The organism is Undibacterium paludis, from assembly GCF_022568815.1.
Lineage (GTDB): Bacteria > Pseudomonadota > Gammaproteobacteria > Burkholderiales > Burkholderiaceae_D > Undibacterium.
Map to the genome: position 1 here is coordinate 522522 of NZ_JAKZHX010000001.1, position 22478 is coordinate 544999.

The 22478-nt window shown below is 52.5% G+C and carries 19 protein-coding genes; 11 read left to right on the top strand and 8 right to left on the bottom strand.

Translation table 11 applies throughout. The features are described from left to right. Positions 1-90 precede the first annotated feature (90 nt). Entirely contained in the window at positions 91-582 is a 492-nt protein-coding gene (locus LZ463_RS02415; RefSeq protein WP_489686074.1) for a nuclear transport factor 2 family protein, read from the top strand. Here LZ463_RS02415 and LZ463_RS02420 read toward each other — a convergent pair. The 5 genes from LZ463_RS02420 to LZ463_RS02440 all read right to left on the bottom strand — a co-directional run bounded on the left by LZ463_RS02420 (position 552) and on the right by LZ463_RS02440 (position 5033). Beyond that, positions 552-1751 carry an acyltransferase family protein gene (locus LZ463_RS02420; protein ID WP_241453480.1) on the bottom strand — a complete coding sequence of 400 codons (1200 nt, stop codon included), beginning with the start codon at positions 1749-1751 and terminating at the stop codon, positions 552-554. The two genes, LZ463_RS02415 and LZ463_RS02420, sit on opposite strands and share 31 nt — an antisense overlap. A gap of 121 nt (positions 1752-1872) precedes the next feature. Beyond that, the gene (locus LZ463_RS02425) at positions 1873-2571 is read right to left on the bottom strand and encodes a LytR/AlgR family response regulator transcription factor (protein WP_241453481.1); all 699 of its coding nucleotides are present in this window, start codon (positions 2569-2571) and stop codon (positions 1873-1875) included. Next, positions 2568-3677, bottom strand: coding sequence for a sensor histidine kinase (locus LZ463_RS02430; RefSeq protein ID WP_241453482.1), 1110 nt, complete (start codon positions 3675-3677; stop codon positions 2568-2570). The genes LZ463_RS02425 and LZ463_RS02430 overlap by 4 nt, the downstream gene beginning before the upstream one ends. Next, entirely contained in the window at positions 3644-4582 is a 939-nt protein-coding gene (locus LZ463_RS02435; protein ID WP_241453483.1) for a LysR substrate-binding domain-containing protein, read from the bottom strand. Before LZ463_RS02435 ends, LZ463_RS02430 begins: the two co-directional genes overlap by 34 nt. A gap of 4 nt (positions 4583-4586) precedes the next feature. Then, complete coding sequence (locus LZ463_RS02440; RefSeq protein WP_241453485.1) at positions 4587-5033, bottom strand: Lrp/AsnC family transcriptional regulator; 447 nt, start codon at positions 5031-5033, stop codon at positions 4587-4589. Positions 5034-5158: 125 nt separating this feature from the next. Between LZ463_RS02440 and yedA the strand changes: the two genes are divergently transcribed. Next, positions 5159-6079, top strand: coding sequence for a drug/metabolite exporter YedA (gene yedA / locus LZ463_RS02445; protein ID WP_241453486.1), 921 nt, complete (start codon positions 5159-5161; stop codon positions 6077-6079). A gap of 85 nt (positions 6080-6164) precedes the next feature. On the opposite strand, the gene LZ463_RS02450 is transcribed toward yedA, so the two are convergent. Beyond that, positions 6165-7214, bottom strand: a complete 1050-nt coding sequence (locus LZ463_RS02450) for a GGDEF domain-containing protein (protein WP_241453488.1) — start codon at positions 7212-7214, stop codon at positions 6165-6167. Positions 7215-7531: 317 nt separating this feature from the next. Between LZ463_RS02450 and LZ463_RS02455 the strand changes: the two genes are divergently transcribed. Together LZ463_RS02455 and LZ463_RS02460 are read left to right on the top strand one after the other, a co-directional pair. Next, positions 7532-8152 carry a methylamine utilization protein gene (locus tag LZ463_RS02455; protein ID WP_241453489.1) on the top strand — a complete coding sequence of 207 codons (621 nt, stop codon included), beginning with the start codon at positions 7532-7534 and terminating at the stop codon, positions 8150-8152. A 39-nt stretch (positions 8153-8191) separates the two neighbouring features. Continuing rightward, a complete protein-coding gene (locus LZ463_RS02460; protein ID WP_241453491.1) occupies positions 8192-10579 on the top strand; it encodes a bifunctional diguanylate cyclase/phosphodiesterase in 2388 nt (795 codons plus the stop codon). Between the two features lie 52 nt (positions 10580-10631). On the opposite strand, the gene LZ463_RS02465 is transcribed toward LZ463_RS02460, so the two are convergent. Beyond that, entirely contained in the window at positions 10632-12341 is a 1710-nt protein-coding gene (locus tag LZ463_RS02465) for a sensor domain-containing diguanylate cyclase (protein ID WP_241453494.1), read from the bottom strand. Between the two features lie 292 nt (positions 12342-12633). Here LZ463_RS02465 and LZ463_RS02470 point away from each other — a divergent pair, with 292 nt between their 5' ends. From LZ463_RS02470 to LZ463_RS02490, 5 genes are all read left to right on the top strand, one after another. Beyond that, on the top strand, positions 12634-13785 hold the full coding sequence (locus LZ463_RS02470) for a tetratricopeptide repeat protein (RefSeq protein ID WP_241453496.1): 1152 nt from the start codon (positions 12634-12636) through the stop codon (positions 13783-13785). Between the two features lie 167 nt (positions 13786-13952). Continuing rightward, entirely contained in the window at positions 13953-14807 is an 855-nt protein-coding gene (locus tag LZ463_RS02475; RefSeq protein ID WP_241453497.1) for a DUF3034 family protein, read from the top strand. Positions 14808-14837: 30 nt separating this feature from the next. Continuing rightward, positions 14838-15290 carry a group I truncated hemoglobin gene (locus LZ463_RS02480; RefSeq protein ID WP_241453499.1) on the top strand — a complete coding sequence of 151 codons (453 nt, stop codon included), beginning with the start codon at positions 14838-14840 and terminating at the stop codon, positions 15288-15290. Positions 15291-15451: 161 nt separating this feature from the next. Then, the gene (locus LZ463_RS02485) at positions 15452-16300 is read left to right on the top strand and encodes a DUF3034 family protein (protein WP_241454274.1); all 849 of its coding nucleotides are present in this window, start codon (positions 15452-15454) and stop codon (positions 16298-16300) included. A 63-nt stretch (positions 16301-16363) separates the two neighbouring features. Further along, on the top strand, positions 16364-16801 hold the full coding sequence (locus LZ463_RS02490; protein WP_241453501.1) for a group I truncated hemoglobin: 438 nt from the start codon (positions 16364-16366) through the stop codon (positions 16799-16801). Positions 16802-16899: 98 nt separating this feature from the next. Here the strand turns inward: LZ463_RS02490 and LZ463_RS02495 are convergent, their stop codons facing one another. Beyond that, positions 16900-17802: a collagenase gene (locus LZ463_RS02495; protein ID WP_241453502.1), complete on the bottom strand. Its 903-nt coding sequence runs from the start codon at positions 17800-17802 to the stop codon at positions 16900-16902. Between the two features lie 400 nt (positions 17803-18202). On the opposite strand from LZ463_RS02495, the gene LZ463_RS02500 reads away from it, so the two are divergent. Both LZ463_RS02500 and LZ463_RS02505 read left to right on the top strand, forming a co-directional pair. After that, positions 18203-21004 (top strand): TonB-dependent receptor plug domain-containing protein, encoded by a 2802-nt coding sequence (locus LZ463_RS02500; protein WP_241453504.1) that lies wholly within the window; start codon positions 18203-18205, stop codon positions 21002-21004. 234 nt (positions 21005-21238) lie between these two features. After that, positions 21239-22450, top strand: a complete 1212-nt coding sequence (locus tag LZ463_RS02505) for a M24 family metallopeptidase (protein WP_241453507.1) — start codon at positions 21239-21241, stop codon at positions 22448-22450. Positions 22451-22478: the final 28 nt, after the last annotated feature.

Consider the following 22478-nt stretch of genomic DNA (forward strand, 5'->3'; position numbering starts at 1 on the left):
ATTCATAATAATCAATTGTAAATGACGGCTATTCTGGTGACCAGGGGAATTCTGTACAGTTCACTACGGATCATCTGAAAAGGAAGCATAATGAACACACTGGATAAATCTGAAGAAGTTGCCCGGCCGCCTTTGCCGCCGTTCTCGCTGGAAACAGCGATGCAAAAGGTCCGCATGGCAGAAGATGGCTGGAACACCCGCGATGCTGATAAGGTGGTGCTGGCCTACACCGTTGATACCATCTGGCGCAACCGCAATGAATTCCCGATGGGACGTGAGCAGGTCAGGGAATTTTTACAACGCAAATGGGCTGCTGAACGTGAATACCGGCTGATCAAGGAATTATGGGCCTTCTGCGACAACCGTATTGCCGTGCGCTTTGCTTATGAAAGCTGCGACCATGAAGGCATCTGGACGCGTTCCTATGGCAACGAGAACTGGGAATTTGCAGACAATGGCCTGATGCATAAGCGCTTTGCCAGCATCAATGACCTGCGCATCAGCACGGATCAGCGCCTGTTTCACTGGCCCCAGGGCCGCAGGCCGGATGATCACCCCGGGCTCAGCGCCCTTGGTTTGTAGGCGAAACCGGCATCAAGTCCAAACAAGGGGCGCAGCAGAAACACGCGGCGTATGATCTCGTAACTGAGGAAGCAGCCTGCGGCCGTCAAGGTAATCAACAAGATACCTTCCGGCAGAGCGGGCAAGGCCAGCGGTTTCATGCTGTGCGCCATGATGACGATATAAGTCTGATGCAGGATATACACAGGAAACACTGCCTGCGTCAGATAGCGTCTTGCCGGGCTATCGAAGTTCAGGTGCTGCTTTGCGTAACCACAGGCTGCAACAATTGCCGACCAGGCCATGCAAACCCATACGCCGCGCTGAAACATGATCAGCCATTTGGGCGTCGCATCATACTCAAAGCTGAAATAAATGATCAGAAAAAGCCAGCCACATGCGGCGATTCTGAGTGCCAGCCAGCGCATGCTGGCAAGCTCTTGCCAGAACGCCTGGGAATTGGCAATCAAGGCACCGAATGTAAAGATGAACAAATAGCAGGCGTGGTTATACCAGTCAGCCACAAGGCCATTATTGGGCGGGTAGGAACTGAACAGGCCCATGCGCAGCAGCGCCAGATACGCGACAGGCAAGACCAGAATGCGCCAACCCTTCATCTGCTTTTGCAGCCAGTTGCGCGCAGCCAGGAACCATGCCGGTTTAAAAGCCAGCCAGAACCACAGCAAAACACTGTATACCCACAGGTAAGCGACAAACCAAAGATGATTCCAGGTTGGCAGGTCCAGCACCTTGCCTTCGATCTTGAAGCCACGGTAGTGGTGCAGGTAGAGCTGCATGAATTCGCTGTAGCTGCCGGCGTAAGCCAGTTTCTCCACGACTTCGAGATAAGCCTGGGGCGGCACCACGAAGAACATGCCGAAGATCAGCGGCAACAAAAGACGCAGGCTGCGGCTGCGCAGGAATTTGCCGGTAGAGATCTTTTCCAGCATGAAGGCAGATGCCACACCAGAGATAAAAAACAGCAGGCTCAGACGCCAGGGGTTGGTCAGCATCATCAGTGGCTGTATCGCACTGCTGGCATGCGGGCTTTTGACGTGCCAGCCCCATTCCACATAGTACATGCCCACGTGATACAGGATCAGCAGGAAGAAAGCGATGATCCTGACCCAGTCCAGGAAATACAGACGCTGGGATGGCAAACCTGGCATTGCAATGCTTGAATTTGACATGGTTCTTTTTTCTGTCATTGATGAACACAGGCGCAATACTAGGAGCATGATCAAATTCACGCCAGAAAAATGTGGCGGACTGGATGTGAACAGGGGTGAAATGGAAAAACAGGCCGCTTCCTTAACTGGCAAGAGCTTGCACGACCTCATCCCTGTGCTGACGACTGCATGGCAGGCGCAAACCATCTTGCAGCACCAGTTCTGCATCGCCCTTTTGCGCTGGCAAAACCTGTGTGATCTGATCCAGTCTGACGATATGGCTGCGGTGGCAACGAACAAAGCCCTGTCCCAGCTTTTCCTGCAAACCCGACAAGGTCTGTCGCACCATGTGCTGCTGCTGGCTGGTATGGATCATGACATAATTGTCCGCTGCTTCGAACCGTATGATATCGGCCAGCCTGATGACGGTGACGCGGCCTTTTTCATTCAGCAGCAAATGCTGTTCTGTCTGGACTTTACTTGCCCTGCGCTCAGCCACTCTTTGCAGGGCACGCAGGAACCTGGCTTCATCATAGGGCTTGAGCAGATAATCTATCGCATTCGCATCAAAAGCCTGCAAGGCGAACTGATCATAGGCGGTGACAAAGATGATCAATGGCAGGGGCGCGCTCAATTGGCTGGCAACCGTAACACCATCCATTTCCGGCATTTGTATGTCAAGGAAAACCAGGTCGGGCTGCTGCACCCGTATGCAGTCCAGCGCCTCCCTGCCATCCCTGGCTTCAGTTACAGTTGCGCCAACCACGTGCTCGGCCACCAGACGCCGGAGTTTATCCCTGGCATAGGCTTCATCATCGACAATGAGGATTTTCATGCTCATGCGTGCCTCATTTCGAATGGCAGGCGCAACTCGGTCATGACACCGGCGGGTGCAAGATCACTGAGCCGCAAGCTGGCCTTATCCGCATACAAAACTTGCAAACGCTGACGCAGATTGCTGATACCTACGCCTGAGCTATGCCGTCCCTCGTCGAGATATCCTGCGTCATCCTGTATCCGTATGACTACCTGCCCCGACTCGATGCGGGCGTTGATCTGTACGCGGGTAAGCTGGCTGCGTTTTTCCACGGTATGCTTGAAACTGTTTTCCAGTATGGTTTGCAGGCTCATGACTGGCACTTTATTGTTCAGTACCTCATCAGCAATATCCCAACTGATTTCTACCCGGTCGACAAAACGCAAGCTCATCAACTTCGCATAAGCTTGCAGCAGTTTCAATTCCTCTGCCAGCGTGGTTTCACTATGTTGCCCCAGGTCCATGCTGGCACGCAAAAGCACAGCAACCTGGCTCAAAGCCGTATCCGCAACCTTGACATCGGTATACATCAGCGATGAAATGGTATTGAGTACATTGAACAAAAAATGCGGCTGCATCTGTTGCGTCAGCCTGTGCAGCTGTGCTTCACGCAACAGGGCCTGGGACTTTTCTGCTTTCTCTTTTTCTTCCAGCAAAGATGCATAGGCTTGCAGGCCAAAGATCACGACATAGAACATGCCGAAGAACAGGAATATCTTGCTGCACTCATAAAAGTACACCCTGATCCAGCCATCATGCTGATAGCTCAAGCCCAGCATCGCATACACTGCATGGCGCAGGCCATATACGAGCACCACGAATACGGTACTGAGCAAAGGCAGTGGCAGGATTTGTCGCCAGAACCACTTGGCCGGCGTCTGCAGCAAATGCCGGTCAGTCAGTTTACGCCTTTGCAGCAAGAGCAGGGCTGTGCCAACGAGCGCAGATGAACTTTCCCAGAATACCGGCTCCCATAGATGTTTGCCTCCACCTTTGAGGTGATCCTGCATAGCAACGGCCACCATCAATATCCAGAACAGGAACCAGCCTGCCAGTACCGGCTTTTTGATTTTGTCCCAATACGCCAGTTCTTCGATCATGGTGCGACCAGGTTGCGGGTGCCCAGCCATTTGCCACTAATGCTCAATTCCCGGGTCAGTTCCAGCACCAGTTTTTCGACTGCCATGGCAGCATTGGTCAACGGTATATTCTTTGATGCACACAGGGTCACGGTACGCGAAAGCTGCACATCGCTGATGGGGCAGGCACGCATTTCACCGCGTTCGATTTCTGCCAGCATGGGAGAAACCGGCAGGATGGTGGCTCCCATATCGGCCAGCAGAGCAGATTTGAGGATGGCGATGGACGTGATATCGATGACTTTCTCAATACGCAAACCCTGCTGCCTGACCACCTGCTCTATCCGGGGCCGAACGCCATGCTGGATGCTGGGCAGTATCAGGGTAGCCTGCAAGGCCTGTTCCAGGCTGATGGATTTGCGCTTGCAGGCAAACTGTGAATCGCTACGGGTAATGTACATCATCTGCTCTTCCACCAGGGGCCTGGTGGCAAAGCTGCCAAGCTGGCCATCATCAAACAGTATGGCCAGGTTCAGGCGACCAGAGCGTAATTGTTCGGTCAGGTTGCCGGTCAATTCTTCTGTCAGCTGGAACGCGATGTCAGGGTAAGCCGCCCGCACTGCCTTGAGCAAGGGAAAGGCCAATGCCCCAGATGCACTTTGCGGTATGCCCAGCGCCACGGTGCCTGTCGGCTTGTCGGTCGACTGGGCCACTGCTGACCTGGCGTCGTTGACCTGTTTCAGTATTGCCTGGGCATGTTCGTAAAACAGCTTGCCGGCATCGGTAGCCTGCATGCCTTGTGCTGACCTGTGCAAAAGCATGGCACCCAGCTCTTCTTCCAGTTGTTGCAATTGCTGGGTCAGGGCAGGCTGTACGATATGCAGTACACGGGCGGCACGCGACAGCGAGCCATGATCGACTATCGCAACAAAATAACGTAGCTGGCGCAATTCCATGTCTTTATTCCACCGGTTTGATGGCCCGTCTTTCTATGGACGAAGACAATATCAGTGAAGTCGAGGTGACGCCACAACGGGCCAGACTGGTAATCACCCGTTCCAGTTCGCGTACGGATGGCGCCACGACCTTGACGATGACACAGTCTTCACCAGTGATCGCATGACACTCCACCACTTCAGGCACCTGCTCGGCAATTTTCAGTACCGGGGTATCGGTGGCGCGGCTGGCAATACGCACAAAAGCGGTAATACCGTAACCGAGCGCCTCCGGGTTGACACGGGCATGGTAGCCGGTGATGACATGCGCCGCCTCCATCCGCCTGACCCGTTCCGCTACGGCTGGCTGGCTTAAATGAATACGCCGTCCTATCTCTGCCAGGGTCACCCTGGCGTCCGCCTGCAAAATGTCGAGGATTTTGCCATCCATCAGGTCCAGATCTATCTTCATGGGAAAAACCTCTATTTTCTGTGAGATTAAAAGAAATGTACCTGATTTACCTTTGATTATCCATTCAAAAGCGAAACTGACTAACATACACTATTGCCAGACATCAATGCATCCATGGAATGAACATGCGCCACCTGCCCCGCCAAGTCCTGCTCGCCTTACTGACCGTGTACATCGTCTGGGGCTCCACTTATTTTGCGATTCAACTGGCCTTGAAGGCTTTCCCGCCTTTCATGATGATAGGTACGCGCTTCCTGGTAGCCGGCGCCATCCTGTTTGCCTGGCAAAAATGGCGTGGTGCTGCCAACCCGACTTTGCGTGAATGGCGCGACGGCGGCCTCATCGGCATCCTGATGCTCGGTGGTGGTACCGGCCTGACGGCGGTAGCGCAGCAATATGTCTCTTCGGGACTGACTGCGGTTTTCATCGCCTGCTCACCGATGATCCTGTCCGGCTTGTCCGGCCTGTTCGGTGACTGGCCCAAGCGACGTGAATGGACAGGCATACTGTGCGGCTTTGTCGGCGCCATGCTGCTCGCCTCTGACGGACAGTTCTCTGCGCAGCCACTGGGCATACTGTTTTTGCTGGGCGCCATCCTGAGCTGGGATGTCGGTTCAATTTTGTCACAAAAGAAACTCAAGATGGCGGCCGGTGGCATGGGCTTTGCCAGTGAAATGCTGGTCGGCGGCCTGTTCCTGTTCATCATCAGCCTGTGCAAGGGAGAGCAATTGACCGGTGAAGTCACCGTCAACGCCGTTGCCGCCTGGGCTTACCTGGTGGTTGCCGGTTCCCTGCTGGCCTTTACTGCGTATATGTACCTGTTGTCCAAGGTGCCAGCCGGACTGGCTGCCAGTTATGCCTACGTCAATCCTGTGATTGCCGTCGCACTCGGAGTAGTGTTTGGTGGTGAGCACTTGTCAGGCAGGGAAATGCTGGCCATGGTCATCATCCTGGGCAGCGTTATCATGATGACCAACGCGCACAAGAAAAACCAGGAAAAAACCGCCAGCCAGGAAAACAATCAAGCCTTGCAAGCTGCCGATTAAGAAGCGCACGCAACAAAGCTTGCACAGACTGAAAAAATATCGCTCCGGTCAGCATGCTGCCGAAGCGATGTCTTTCAAGTGTTCATTAAAAGAATTCGGCCGTATCGTTGGATACTTCGGTCTGCAGGTCACCACTCGATACCAGAGATTCGTAATAGCAGGTACGGTTGCGACCATTGGTTTTGGCAAAGTACAAAGCCTGGTCAGCACGGCCAACAATGGCAACGGCTGGCTCGAACGGGTCGATACGGGCATAGCCTATGCTGATGGTCACCGTGCCCACCTGCGGGAAGTGATGCTGTTCGACATTTTGCCTGAAGCGTTCAAAGATGGTATGCGCGTCTTGCTGTGAAGTGGAACGCAGCAAGATAACGAATTCTTCACCACCAAAGCGGAACAGGCGATCAGAGGGGCGGAACGAACTACGTAACAGATTGGCAATCAGAATGAGCACTTCATCGCCATACAGATGACCGAACTGGTCATTGACACGCTTGAAATGATCGATATCAAGCACAGCCAGCCAATGCTGACGCTCGGGCTCGCGACTGCGGCGTTCTTCTTCCTCACGTTCGGCCTCGGTACTGGCTTGCTGCTGCAAGGCGCTGCTACGCAAAACTTTGGAAAAATTATCGTCAAAGGTCTTGCGGTTAAGCAAACCAGTCAATGAATCACGCTCACTGTAATCAAGCAGGTTCTGAAAATTGCGGTAGACAATCAACATGCCATTGACCACTTCCATGGTGGTGGCCGTGTAATTGGCAGGTTTGTATATTTCCAGACAGGTATGGAGCTTGTCATTGACCCAGATAGGCAGCCAGACTATCATGCCGCCCTCTATCTGCTCTTCTATCACCTGCTTCTGTTGCGCAATGCCTTCCGTCAGGCGCGGGTACAGGTCTATCGAGTCGCCCGGAGCAGGTGCAGTGTGCGTTTCATCAGCGATGACCACACCGCCGCTTTCTATACTGATATGGGGCTTGATAAACACTTGCTGGGCAACGGAAACCACATCAAGCACCCGAGCCGACTCTGCGTTGGTCAATTGACGCAGTGCAGTAATTACTGAAATATTCAGTAAGTCGTGGTCGCGGTGCCCGGTAATTTCTACCAGGTGTTTTATGATTGATTCCATGCCCTGTATTCCTGCATCTTCCTGCCGATTCCAGCCGATCCCTGCACAAATTACCCAGTACGAACGCTCAAGTCACAAATCTGCGTAATGGTGAAAAAATCCAGTACGGAATTGCCCTTCTACAATAGTATATCAAGTCGCGGCTGGCTTTACCTGATAATCTGCAAACAATTCTGAAACGAAATAAATTGGAAAAAAGACCAGGGGATTTAAATATCGCAACAAATTTAGCAGGAAATAAGTAAGGCGTTCTGTCTCTTACCGAACTAAAGTAATATAGAACGCAATTCATGTATCTTTTTGAGACAGGATAAATCATGCGCAACCAGGTTTTGCATTTTTATGCCCGTGCTCTGGCAGGTTTCGCTGCCATCTTGCTGGCCCCGGGCCTGGCGTTTGCCGATACCCAAATAAACGTCAGCGACAATGGCGGGCAAGCCGTACAGGACGCCGTGGTCTACCTGGAATTACCTGCCGGACCACAAACCGCCAAATCAGCAAATGCCGAGATCCAGCAAAAAGACAAGAAATTCATCCCCTTTGTCACGGTCGTCCAAACCGGCACATCCATTTCCTTCCCCAATAATGACACGGTCAGGCATCATGCCTATTCGTTTTCGCCGGCCAAGCCTTTTGAATTGAAACTGTATTCTGGCAAACCGGCTGCCCCTGTGATATTTGACAAGGCGGGTACAGTTATTGTTGGCTGCAATATCCACGACCAGATGGTTGCCTATATTCATATCGTCGATACCCCCTATTTTGCCAAGACCGATGGCAGAGGCATGGCAAAACTGCCAACCGTACCGACTGGCAAATATATACTGAAAACCTGGCACCCGAAACTGCCACCGAACACCACAATTCAGGAGCAAAGCCTGCAAATTGACGGTAATCCGGCAACAGTCAATGTGAAGCTCAATTACAAGGCAGGATAGACCCGCACTCATTTTCTCAACACACTTCAAGGAAAGCTCATGCGTTTGCATAGTTTGGAAAGCCGCGTAGTCACCTTGTTCATTGGTTTGCTTTTAACTGTACAACTCGCCAGCTATTTTGCCATTGGCAACGCCATCGACCAAAATGCGCGCAATTCGGTGGAAGACAGCCTGAAGATCAATGAAAAAATCCTGTTGCGCCTGCTTGATCAAAACGCACAAAAATTGATACAGGGCGCCATCGTACTGGCCAAGGAATATGCATTTCGCGAAGCCATCGGTACGCATGACACCGAAACCATCGTCTCTACCCTGTCCAATCATGGCAAGCGCATCGGTTCAGACCTGACCATGCTGGTCGGCCTGGACAGAAAGATCAGTGCTTTTGCCAAGGTGAATAATGCCAGCAATACGGTATCGGACGTCAACCTCAGTGACAGTCTGCAGCAATCGGTCTCTACGTTGATACAGACTGCAGAAAAATCAGGCAGCGCAGCCAGTACCGCCATCGTGGATGGCAGGCCCTACCAGATGGTTGTGGTACCGATAGAAGCGCCGGTTACCATCAGCTGGGTCGTCATGGCCATCCCCATTGGCAAGGATCTCGTCACGGACATGCATGAGCTGTCACGCATGCAGATCAGTTTGCTGACCTCGGAAAAATCGGGACACTGGACTGCCAATGTATCGAGTCTGGAGGATGAAAAAGCGGCGAAACTGGCGCAACTGCTGCCTGGTACGGACAAACAGATCAATTATCTGCCTTCACTGCAAATCGATGACGACCAGTATAGTGCCCGCATACTGAAGCTGGCGCAAAATGCACAATTCAATACCATCGCCGTACTGCAGTTATCAATCAGCCAGGCCGTCGCCCCCTACAAGGAATTGCAACGCAATCTGTTGATCCTGACCGTACTAGGTGCCGTGGTCGCCAGCATCATCAGCGCCATTACTGCACGTCGCATCACCGGCCCGGTCAGGCAACTGGCGGAAACCGCGCGCAGCCTTGGTGCCGGTGATTACACCGCCACCATTGATGTCAAACAAAAAGATGAAATCGGCGATCTGGCCCGTACCTTCATGACCATGCGTGATGGCATCGCGCAGCGTGAAAAAGAAATCAGTCGACTGGCCTACTGGGACACCCTGACCAGCCTGCCGAACCGCGCCCTGTTCACCGACATGCTGGAAGAAGCAATCACCAGTGCACGGGCACATGAAAAATCCTGTTTTGTCCTGATGATGGACCTGGACCGCTTCAAGCATGTCAACGATGTCATGGGCCATCGCTTTGGCGACATCCTGCTCAATCAGGTTGCCATACGCCTGTCTGCCGAATTGGGTGCCGGTGGCACCAAACCAGCCCGCCTGGGTGGCGACGAATTTGCCATACTTTTGCCTGATAGCAGCAAGGAAGATGCGCTGGATCTGGCCAACCGCATCCTGCGCTCACTGGAAAAACCGATTTCCATCGAAGACCAGACCGTTGATCTTGGCGCCGGCATCGGCGTGGCCGGTTTCCCTGCTCACGCAACAGATGCCCAGACCTTGCTGAGCCGGGTCGAAGTCGCCATGTATGCTGCCAAACTCGGCAATAGCGGCGCCATCCTGTATTCACCTGACATTGATAAATCCAGCCAGCAAAGCCTGTCACTGCTCAGTGAATTGCGCGCCGCCCTGGAGCGACAGGATTTCCGTCTGTATGTGCAGCCCAAGGTCGGGCTCGATAATGGCCAGGTGATTGCCGTGGAAGCACTGGTACGCTGGGCTCATCCTGAGCGCGGCTTTATTTTCCCTGACCAGTTTATCCCCTTTGCCGAGCAAACCGGTTTCATCCGGCAGTTGACCTACTGGGTCGTGAATGAAGCCGCGCGGGTCTGCCATCTCTGGAAGGAACAAGGCATACACCTGAAAATCTCGGTGAATATTTCCACCCGTGATTTGCTTGACCAGGACTTGCCAGCCAAATTCGAGCATATCCTGCAGAAGCATGAAGTCGGGCCTGCTTCATTTTGCCTTGAAATTACCGAAAGCGCGATCATGGACGATCCTATCCGTGCCTTCCAGACCCTGGACAAATTACATGCCATGCGCTTTGATTTGTCGATTGACGACTTTGGCACCGGCTATTCCTCACTGGCCTACCTGAAACGCCTGCCGGTACATGAACTGAAAATTGACAAGTCCTTTGTCCTGAAAATGGAGAAAGATATCGATGACACCAAAATCGTCAAATCGACAATCGATCTTGGTCACAATATGGGTTTACGGGTAGTGGCTGAAGGTGTGGAAAACATTGAAGTCATGAACTTGCTGAAAGAACTCGGTTGCGACCAGGCGCAGGGTTATTACATCAGCAAACCCATGCCCTCGACAGACTTACCCGCCTGGATTACGACCTGGCAGCAAAGCGTCCATGTTTGAAGGGTTACAGGAATTTTATATCTGCACCTGAAATCCGGGATGCAAGACCATGTCAGGCCAGGTGCACGATCCCGGCTTTGCGATCACGCTTGCGGTTATACATGCGGCTGTCAGCAATCTTGAGCAGGCGCACATAATCCTTGCCGTCTTCCGGAAAACAGGCCCAGCCTATAGAAACGCCAACACTGACAACAGCGTCTTCAATTGAAATTGGCTGCTCCACGATGCTGCAGATTTTTTCGACCATGTTATTGATATCGATGGAATTCCTTGTGTCCTTCAGCAGCAGGACAAATTCGTCACCACCATAACGCGCCACTTCATCCGTATCGCGTATGGCTGAACGCAGGCGGGCAGCAATGATTACCAGGACCTTGTCGCCAGCATCATGTCCATGGTTATCGTTGATGAACTTGAAACGGTCAAGATCGATGAACAGCAAGGTAAATCCTTCACTGCCTCCCGGGTTTTCCAGTGCCTGTTTTTGCAGGTAATTAATCTGCGTGAACAGCGATTCACGATTGGCGACCTGGGTCAACTTGTCGTAACGCAGTTTATTTTCCATCTCGACAAAGGTTTGCGCCAGAGTGCCTATCTCATCGGTACGGCGGATCTGCAGACTGGGCATGGGTTCACCATTGCCAAATTTTTCTGCCGCTGCCGTCAGTTTGCGAATATCACGAATGACGCGCTCAACGATGGTCAATCCTATGGTCAGTGCAAAGATGATGCAGGCCAGCGCAATCACCATACTTTGCAAAAAACCCTGGTTGATTGAACTCATGAAGTCGGCACGTGGCACCGCCACGACCGTCATCCAGTTCAGCCCCTGGCGATTACCCAGCGGTGATATTGCCACGTCTGTCGTGCCACTGCTCAACTCCATGGCTTGTGTCTGGGTTGCGGACAATTTCAGGTTGGCCAGTTTCTGGAATGTTTCGCTGATCAGCGGTGTCTTCATATCAACGGCACGCATGCGCTCAGGCACACCATTGACTGTTCTTTCAGGCAGTTCCTGCCCTGATGTCGCAATAATATAACCATCGGCGTCAACGATGTAGGCTACGCTGTTTTTACTGATTTCGAGCTTGCGCAAAAAGTTCGACAGCTCTTTCAACGTCAGATCGGTCGCCATGACGCCGGCAAATTCATGATTTTCCTGGTAGACCGCTTTGGCCAGGGTAATAGTCGGGTAATGGAAAGAGAAATTGTTGTATATCTTGGACCAGACCGGTTTTTCCGAATCCTGTGCAGCCTTGTACCAGGGGCGCAAGCGTGGATCAAAATCGTCTGTACGCAATACATTCGAACGGTCACCGACATGGTTGACGCGAAAAACCATGCGTTTGTTCCAGTCAGGTTCGCGCCAGAACAGTTGCACCATTTCCTTTGATATGCGGTAGACGCCGACAAAACGGCCGTCCCTGCCGCCAAAATACACATAATTGTTCACATCCATGAACAAGCCGCTGGCAGCCCAGAATTTTTCTTCCAGTGATTTCAGATCCGGCGAGAAAGCCTGCGCCTTGGGAAGATTGGTCGTACTCGGCGCAACGGACTCCAACGCAATGATGGCGCCGTCCAGGTGTTTTTCTGTCGCATGGTTGATGCGCATCACCATATCAACCAGAATACGCTGCGTCAGGGTGTACACGGCATCCGTCCCGGCCTTCATCGAGACCCATCCTATGGCGGCTGACACGCCTATCACCAGGACGGTAATAGGTATCACCAACTCACGACGCAAAGACGAACGACTCATACTATTTTTAGAAAATTCCTAGTGTCTATCGGTTCCACTATCTCAGCCTCACTTCAACTTGCTGTCAGCAAATACCATTCATATAGTGTGGCAAGGAAAAACCGGGGGGCTTTAGTATATACCGTTAAAAATTGTTAAAACAAACTTATGTAACAACATAGAAATTAAATCTTGCGTATTGTGGTAAGTGGAATAAGCAAACAGAACAAGATACCCAATATTGCTTGGTTTTTCATCCTTTCTTTTTTGAATCGGTTGCTTTGAAATGTTTCTTTTTGGCAACCAGCATACTATGGACTTATACGCCACCGATAGCGAAGTTTTGCAGTTAGAGCAGCGTTTAACCGAAATGGTGGCGCAGGAACAACTGAACGAACTGCTCACACTCGCCTGGCATCTGCGTCAGCGTGACACTGGGCGTGCATTGAACCTGTGCGAGCATATCAGCAAACTGCTCAATACTTCGACCATTTCGGACACCGATAAAGCCCTGGTCTATCTGCGCTTGCAATCGATACGTGCGGAAGAAAAATGGTTACATGCCGATCTTGATGCCGCCGCCGCCATCGTGCAAGCCATGCTGCGCCATCCCGACATTCATCTTGACCCGGCCTGCCTCAGTGACGCCCATCGCATGCTGGGTTTTATCCTCTCGGACCAGGGCAAGCATGTCGAATGCGATATAGAGATGGCGATTTCCATCGATGAAGCCAGCAAGGCCGATGACATCTTGCGCAAGCAATGTACTGCCGCCGCCTTGGCCAGAATTGCCGTGTTGCGTGATGACCGTCTGGCCAAATCATATTTCGACCGCCATTTTGAAGGCAGGAATGCCCCGCGTGACGTCCATCCTGGGCTGGCAGCACTGCTTAACGATTTTCTTGGTGTACATGCAGGTCTCAACGGGAATTATGACGAATCCGTGGAATTTCTCGCCAGGGCTTACACACATTGCCTCGAATCAGGACAGATACGCCGGGCCATATTGACCGCTGCCAATATAGGTTACACCTACAATAACACGAATGATTTTGAAGCTTCGCTGGAATGGCTGCATAAAGCCCTGAAACTGGCCAAGCCGACAGGGTGGGCGCCCAGCATAGGTAATTGCCTGACGCAGATAGGTGATACCCTGCGCAAGATGGGTTCACTCGATGCAGCTGAACATATGTTGCATGAAGCCTTGGAACAATTGTCCAAGCTGACCAATTCCCGCAATTATGCCCTGACCATCAGCGTGCTGGCAGACGTGGCTCTGGACAGGCGCGACTATCAGCTAGCGCTCAATCTGTTCACCCAGTTGGCCATGCTGCCTGGCGCGCAAGAACAGGCTGATCTGCAAGAAATATCTCAGGCTGGCCAGGCCAAAGCCCTGGCTAAATTAAAGTCCCCTGCACGCGAGCCTATCAGCAGGTCTGCATCCCCGCTTGTTGCAAAGCGTTAAACTCCCGTTGTTATTACCCGGTATTGGCTTGTATTGCGGCAATTTTGCTTGTATAAATTGAATAGCGACGACCTCTTTGTATCCCGTCGCAGAAATTACCTGATCAAATACACCCCATGCTGATCAAACAATGCAGCCTCTTTGCCAGCTTTGCTCTGAGCAGTCTGATGCTGACAACTACCTCCACGGCCCAGAACCTGTCCACACCTGATCAGGGCAAGCTGCTGGCCACCAGCGGTGTGAGTCAGGTCGAAGGAGCCGGCGGTGGCGGACTGACACCATGGGCAACCATTACCAGCTACGGCAGCGAAGACAGCTATGGCATGAATGCCCATATCACCCAGGTGACTACCCAGGATTATCGCTTGCAGACTTATGGTGTCGCCGTCGGTATCGCTGACAGGATCGAACTTTCATTGACGACGCAAAAGTTCAGTGGCAACCTGGCCCCTCTTGACAAACTGGTATTGCAGCAGGATATCGCCGGTATCAAACTGAAAATTTCCGGTGACCTGGTGACAGACCAGGACAACTGGCAGCCGCAGGTGGCGATCGGTGCCATGTACAAACACAGTCAGGCAGTAAAGGGACTGGAAGTCCTGGGTATCACCCATGTCAGACAGCTGGGGGCCAAGGATGACAGCGGCATCGATTACTACCTGTCCGCCACCAAGCTCATCCTTGACCACAGTCTGCTGCTCAACGGTACGCTGCGGCTGAGCAAAGCCAATCAGATGGGCCTGCTGGGTTTTGGCGGCGACATGCGCAATCAATATCAGGCCCTGCCGGAAGTATCAGCCGCTTACCTGATCAATCGCAAGCTGGTGGCCGGACTTGAATACCGCCACAAGCCGCAGAACCTCGCTATCGATAATGAAAAAGCTTATTACGACGCCTTCCTGGCCTGGTTCCCCAGCAAAAATGTTTCTGTAACCCTGGCCTATGCCCGCCTTGGTGATATCACGGTATTCAATCCCAGGAATCAACGCGGCTGGTATCTGTCGCTGCAAGTCGGCAATTGATTGTACGAAACGGTGACTGAGGAAAAGCCGATGAAACACCTGAAAACAAGCTGCATTTCAGCTTCGACCTTGATGCTGGTACTGGCACTGACTGCTCAGGCGCAACCTGCCAGGTCAAGCCTGTATGCCGACCTCGGCGGTGACACCGGTATCAGCAACATCATCGACGAAAGTGTGTTGATTTTCCTGCAGGATGCGCGCATCAGGGCATCGTTCAAGGAAACCAATATGCAACGGCTGGCGATTTTGCTCAAAGAACAATTTTGTGTCATCAGTGATGGCCCCTGCAAATACACTGGTGACGATATGAAGACCGTGCATCAGGGCATGGGGATCAATGCCGCACAATTCTATGCCCTGGCAGAAGATGTACAGATTGCCATGGACAAACTGGGTATTGCTTCATCCGTGCAAAACCGCCTGATGGCCAGACTTGCTCCCATGAAGCGTGACATCGTTCTGCCCAAGACCGTCAGTCATTAAAATCTCCAAATTTTGCATCCATACTGAATCCGGTTTTCAAATCCCTGCGTACAAGTAACAGTCAAGCGAACAGTTCCATCGTCACTGCTGCACAACGAAGAGGAGATACAATGCAAATCAGCAAGAAAATCATTAGCCTGGCCCTGCTCGGCAGCGCGACCATGCAAGCCGCCCAGGCACAGAGCATATTAACGCCCGACATGGGCAAGTTAGCCGCCACCGGCGGCGTCAGTCAGCTGGAGGGCGCCGGTGGCGGCGGTCTCACCCCCTGGGCACTGATTACCAGCTATGGCTCGCGTGACAGTTATGGTGCGAATGCCCACTACACCCAGGTCAATACCCAGGATTACAGCCTGAAAACCTATGGTGTCGCCGTTAGCGTCGCCGATCGCGTCGAGTTGTCGCTGGCCAGCCAGGAATTCAGCGGCAGCCTGGCGCCACTGAACGCACTCAACATCAAGCAGGATATTCTGGGTGTCAAAGTCAAGCTGGCTGGCGATGCAGTTTATGATCAGGACAGCTGGATGCCACAGATCGCCGCCGGTGTCATGTACAAGCGTAACAAGGGCATAGGCGGCCTGGGTGCGCTTGGTGTCACGAATGTCAAACAGCTCGGCGCCAAGGATGACAGCGGTGTTGACTACTACCTGTCCGCCACCAAGATATTGCTTGAGCAAAGCCTGTTATTGAACGGCACGCTCAGGCTGACTAAGGCAAATCAAATGGGAATACTCGGTTTTGGTGGTGACAAGAATGACGGTTACCAAGCCATGCTGGAGGCGTCTGCCGCCTACCTGGTCAATCGCAAGCTCGCCGTCGGTGTCGAATACCGCATGAAGCCACACAATCTTGGTGTCGACAATGAAAAGGATTACTACGATGCCTTTGTCGCCTGGTTCCCTAGCAAGAATCTGTCACTGACGGCAGCCTACGCCAGGCTCGGTGACATCACCATCTTCAATCCCAAGAATCAACGCGGCTGGTATCTGTCCTTGCAGGCAGGTTTCTAAATTTTTCTGAATCAGTCGTTCTCATTCATTCAGTTCAACAATCCCATACAGGAATCACAGATCATGAAGATATTTTCTTTTACCGGCAAAGTGCTGGCCGGCCTTGCCTTGTTTATCAGTCTGTCCGCCCATGCCCAGGGCAGCGACGACGCGCTGTACCAAAGCCTCGGTGCAAAACAGGGTATCAGCAATTTCGTCAATTCTTTTGTGACCATCATTCTTGCGGACCCTCGCATCAACAAGGCGTTTGACGAAACAGACATGGAAAGGCTGTCTGTCATGCTGACGGAGCAGTTTTGTCAGCTCAGCGGCGGCCCCTGCAAATATAGCGGCCGCAGCATGGACGATGTACATAAAGACCTGGCAATAACGAACATGCATTTCAATGCCCTGGCGGAAGACCTGCAAATCGCCATGGAAAAGCATCAGGTACCGTCATCCGTTCAAAACAAACTGATCGCCAGGCTTGCCCCCATGCAGCGCAACATCGTGACCAAATAAGCGTACCCCTGTTCAGGAACACAAAGTCAGACAATGACAGAATCGCCAGTTGCGAATATTTACTAGCTGCTGCCTGGCGATTGTCCTCATGAAACAAGTCAGGCTGGTTTGACCAGACCTTCCAGCCATTGCGCAAATTCCTGATCCATGCTGGTGCCCCATGAACGCACCAGAGACTGATAACGCGGATAATCACCGCTACGCGTCAACACCAGCATACGCTCAACTTCCGGCCTGTGCTTTTCCATCATGAAGCGCACGGCCAGATAGCCCCAGCTATAAATCCGGGTGACACCATTATTGCTTTCATAACCGGTATCGAACAACTGGCTCAGGGCAAAGCTTTTTTCGGCGGCAGCCTTGATGGCGGCAGGATTATCAGTACCTTTGGCCACATACTCGGCTATCCCTTCCGTCCACCAGACCAGGTAAGGTGTCAGTGGCGCAGGCCTGGCGCAGTTTTCCGGCGGTGAATGCGAGTCTTGCAAGTTCGCGCAAAAATCACCATAGAGATTGAAACGACCATCAAGATAGTGGATATATTCATGACCCAGGTTGTGAATGCTGCCATCTTTTCTCTGGTTGGCGACAAATTCTGCCTGGTTGCCTGGCCTGTCCGGCAAACCCTCCAGGTACATGCCGCCATTATTGGTTGGCATATCAAAATGCTGGCCCGCATATTTTTCGAAATCTTCTTTCGATTGATAGATATTGGCGCGCAGGCTGGTGTTGAAATCGTCTTTGACCGGCTTGCCGCCAGTGGCAAACATATCGTGGAATTTTTTCTCAAGCACACCCAGCATCTGGCAAGTCTGATTTTCCTGCTCATGGCTCAGTGCCTGTGAGCGCAGACTCAGACTGTTGCTGCACTGGTGTACATGGCTGAGTACCTGCTGGATTTTCTTGTCCTGTTCAGTTTGTACAGACGGCGGATTACTCGCACATCCAACCAGGTAAAGCGCCGAAGCGGCGACGACCGCCCCCCTTATTGTCAAACGCATCTCATTTTCTCCTTTTATTAATTAGCTGACATCAATGCTTGTCAGGCTTAATGCCAAGTTCGTTGTAAATATGCCGAATATATTTTATAAATATACCGTAAATATATTTAAATTGGTACATTTGAGTCCCGCTGCTTTTTGCATCTGCACTTTTCTTGCAAATCAGCCAGGGGATCAAGGCAAGGGACCAGGTATCACACCTGCGCCAGCACGGTGACCAATATCAAGCTGCCAAGCCCTCTGATCATATAAAGAGAAGGCCACCCGGTATGCCAATACCGGAGTCAGGCCCGGCAAATATCCATTTCTGTCATCAATACACGCCGAAATGGGGGGGGCTGTTCATTCGAGGGATTGGATAGCGAGACTGGGGGCAACCTCAAAAACTATGGAGCATATTTTGAAAAAATTACCCACAATGAAAAAATCCGCACTGGCAGTATCCCTGGCGATCATGGGCCTGCAAGGCGGATTCCAGAACGCCTGCGCACAAGACCCGGCACCGGTACAAAAAGTCGTGGTCACCGGTTCGAACATCAAGCGCCTCGACAGCGAAACTGCTTCGCCGGTGCAGATCGTCACCCGCGAAGAGATCATGCAAAGCGGCGCCAATACCGTCAAGGATGTCCTTGATAACCTGACCAATAACGACCATGGCGCAATCAGCGACCTTGGCGGCGCAAACTCCTGGGCCAGCGGTGCCTCTGGCGTATCGCTGCGTAACCTGGGGCTGACAGCCACCCTGACCCTGCTCAATGGCCGCCGCCTGTCCAGCTATGGTTTCGCTGACGGCTTGCAGGCAACTTTCGTCAATATCGACGCTATACCTGCCCATGTCATTGACCGTGTCGAAATCCTCAAAGATGGTGCTTCGGCGATTTATGGATCCGATGCCGTCGCAGGCGTCATCAACATCATCACCCGCAAAGACTATAAAGGCGTCACGCTCAACGCCAGCGCCCAGCAGTCCCTGCGCAACAGTTTCCTGAACAAGTCACAAACCGCATCGATCACCGCCGGTGCGGGCGACCTCGACAAAGACGGCTACAATGTCTTCGCCCATCTGGAAGCCTATCATCGCGGCGCTTACAAGGATCGTGATATCTTCCCCCTGCTGCCGGACTGGTACCTGAAAATGAATCCTGACCGTGCCGCACTGTCGACTGGTTCTTTCCCAGGCAACTACACCGGACGCTATCCGGCCAATTATGCCGACAAGACCCTGGCAGGCAAATCGTTCACAACAGCAGCCCCCGGTTGCGCACCGGAGCTGTTGATAGGCGGCCTGTGTCGCTATGACTACTGGAAAGACAGTGACGCCAATCCCGCAGCTGACCGCGTCGCCTTTTTCAGCATGGGACGGAAAAAATTCGCCGACAACCTGACTGGTTTTGCCGAAGTCAATTTCTCGAATACCAAAAGCACTTACTATACTTCCGTGCCGCGCAGCAATATCACTGGCGTGCCCCTGACCTGGTATGACTCCATCAAGGGCGAGATGCAGTACTTCACCGATCCGCAATTGCCGGTTGGTCATCCTTTCAACCCCTACTCATTCCCGGTGGGACTGAACTACCGTTTCTCTGACAATCCTGACATGTTCAAAAACGTCGGTGAATCCCGGCAGTACCGTGTCATGGTTGGCCTGGAAGGCAACCACCTGGGCTGGGAATGGGACAGTGCACTCGGCACCATGAGTTCAACCGCGACCCAGAAACAGCATCTTTATCGTGATCGCTATGGCTACTACAACGCCATCGTCAACGGTGAGTACAAATTTGGTCAGGTCAATCCGCAATCGGTGCTCGACAAGATGTTCCCGGAAATGGGTTCGCACGGTACCTCCACCCAGACCTTTTTCGATTTCAAGGCGTCGCGTGAACTGATGGCGCTTGGCGGCGGCCCACTGCAACTGGCGACTGGCTTTGACATACGTCACGAAAGCTTTGAACAAGCCAGCAGCGACAATGTATTGAATGCGCAGATTGTGCAATTCAGCGGTGTGTCCATCCAGGGATCGCGCAATGTAGCCGCTGCCTTTGCCGAGCTGAATGCACCATTCACCAAACAGCTTGAAGGCAGTTTTGCCCTGCGTGCAGATAAATCCGGCAAGACCGAGGCTGCGGTCGTGCCCAAGCTGGGCCTGTCCTACAAGGCAACTGACTTCCTCATGCTGCGTGGTACTGCGGCAGAAGGCTTCCGCGCACCGAGCTTGCCAGAAACCGGCAATGGCGGCGCCTCCTGGTTTAATAACGGTTATCTTGATCCCAAACGCTGCGCCATGGGCACCCAGATGTCTGATGCCTTGAAAAAGGGAAATGCCATTGACCAGTCTAACGCCAGCCTGGCATACAACCTTGGCTGCTCAGTCAGTTTCCCGGCACGGGTATTGCCGAACAAAGACCTGAAACCGGAAAAATCCAATAGCTACACCCTGGGCCTGGTCTTGCAGGTGACCAAGGACACCAGTGTCACCGTAGACTATTACAACATCAAACGCCGTGACGAAATCTCGGTACTCGGTGTTGATGAAACCCTCGCCAATGAAGACAAAAAAGCCGGTCTGGTCGAACGCGGTGTCATTACTTCGCAAGATATAGAACTGGCCCAAAGAGCCAGTGAACTGGCTGGAAAGCCGCTTGGCTTTACGGTTGGGCCTATCGCCACCATCGGTGCGCAATATGCCAACCTGACCAAGACCAAGGTCGCCGGCGTGGATGTGGATGTCAACAGCAAATGGAATCTCGGCAGCTGGGGGAAACTCAATACTGGTCTGGAAATGAATTACCAGCTTGACTACCGCAGCTGGAGTTCTTTCACCAATGACTACAGTGAAAACTATGTCGGTCGTCGCGGCGTGCCTAAAATACATGCAGTCGGCAAAGTCAGCTGGGATACCGGTGACTGGACCGCTGGTACACGCATCTATTACACCAGCGGCACAACACTGAGCTGGGGTGACCTCGACAGCGCCAATACAACGGAAGGCTGTAATGATCGTGGCGTCTCGGCAGACCAGTGCAAGATCGCGGCTGATACGACAGTGGATTTCTCGCTCAATTACAAGGGTTGGAAAAACACCTCAGTATCGATGAATCTGTTCAATGCCTTTGGTCGCGATACCGTCATGCAGATGCGCCCCGGCGGTCCACTGCCTTTGCGTGGCCGGGTGTTGAAAGTGTCACTGGAACACAAGTTCTGATCGGAACTTTGACCAGGATTTTGATCCATGCAGGCAGTACTACAATAAAAAACTGATCAACAAACCCTGATAGACCATCCCTGCCAGTGCACCGCTGGCAGGGATTTTTTATTTCCTGCCCCTCTTTCATCAAAAGGCTATGCCAATTTCGTCATGCCACCAGGCAGAAATCATCCAGACTGAGCAGTTTATTTATACTAAGCTGACAGAGTAAAGTTAATAAAGGAATGGTTTATGAGTTCAGGTATAGGTGGCTCCAGTGCAGCCGTGGAACTGGCAGGCATACAGGCCGACATGACAGATGTGCAACCGATCAGTAATGATGAACGCCGCAGTCGTGTGGAAAAAGCCGCCAGGCTGATGCAGGAAAACGCCGTTGACGCGATGATACTGACTGCCGGCAGCAGCCTGTATTATTTCACTGGACTGCGCTGGTACCCAAGTGAACGCCTGACCGCAGCAATACTGACACCTGACGCCCGACTGATCTATGTCTGCCCCGGCTTCGAAGAATCCAAACTGCGCGAGACCCTGGGCGACAGTGCTGATATCCGTCTGTGGCAGGAAGAAGATGATCCCTGCCTGTTGATCAGGCGCTGCCTGCTGGGCGACAGAAATCCGGCAAAGACCATCGCACTTGATGAGAGTGCGGCTTTCTTCATTTTCGACGGCTTGCGTCAGGCGCTGCCGTTGGCACAGATCATCAATGGTAGCCGCATCACGGCCGAATGCCGCATGCACAAATCAGCCACCGAACTGGCACTGATGCAAAAAGTCAAAAACATCACGCTGGAAGTGCAAAAGAAAGCAGCAAAGATCCTGCACGAAGGTATCTCTTCATTTGAAGTAACGCAATTCATCGACCAGGCCCATCGCGCCTATGGTGGCAGCGCCTCGACTTTTTGCATCGTCAGTTTTGGTATGCCAACCGCCATACCACATGGCCCGGATGGTGAACAGTTCCTGCGTGAAGGCGATATGGTCCTGATCGATACCGGCTGCAAACTGCATGGCTACAACTCTGACATTACCCGCAGCTATGTCTTTGGCCAACCCACGCAAAGGCAAAGAGATGTCTGGGAACTGGAAAAAGCCGCCCAGGCTGCTGCCTTTGATGCCGCCCAAATCGGGGTGCCCTGCGAACAGGTGGATGCAGCCGCCAGAAAAGTCCTGGCAGCAGCCGGCTTTGGCCCCGACTACCAGTTGCCTGGTCTGCCACACCGTACCGGTCATGGCATAGGACTGGACATTCATGAATGGACTTACCTGGTCAAGGGTAACCAGCGTCCGCTGGCGGCCGGTATGTGCTTCAGCAATGAACCGATGATCTGCATCGAAGGCGAATTTGGCATACGCCTGGAAGATCATTTCTATATGACAGAACAAGGTCCGCGCTGGTTCACCGGGCAGAGCCATGCGGTCGATGCGCCATTCGGTCAGCATTGACACCTGCTACCGGCATACAGAATGTCGG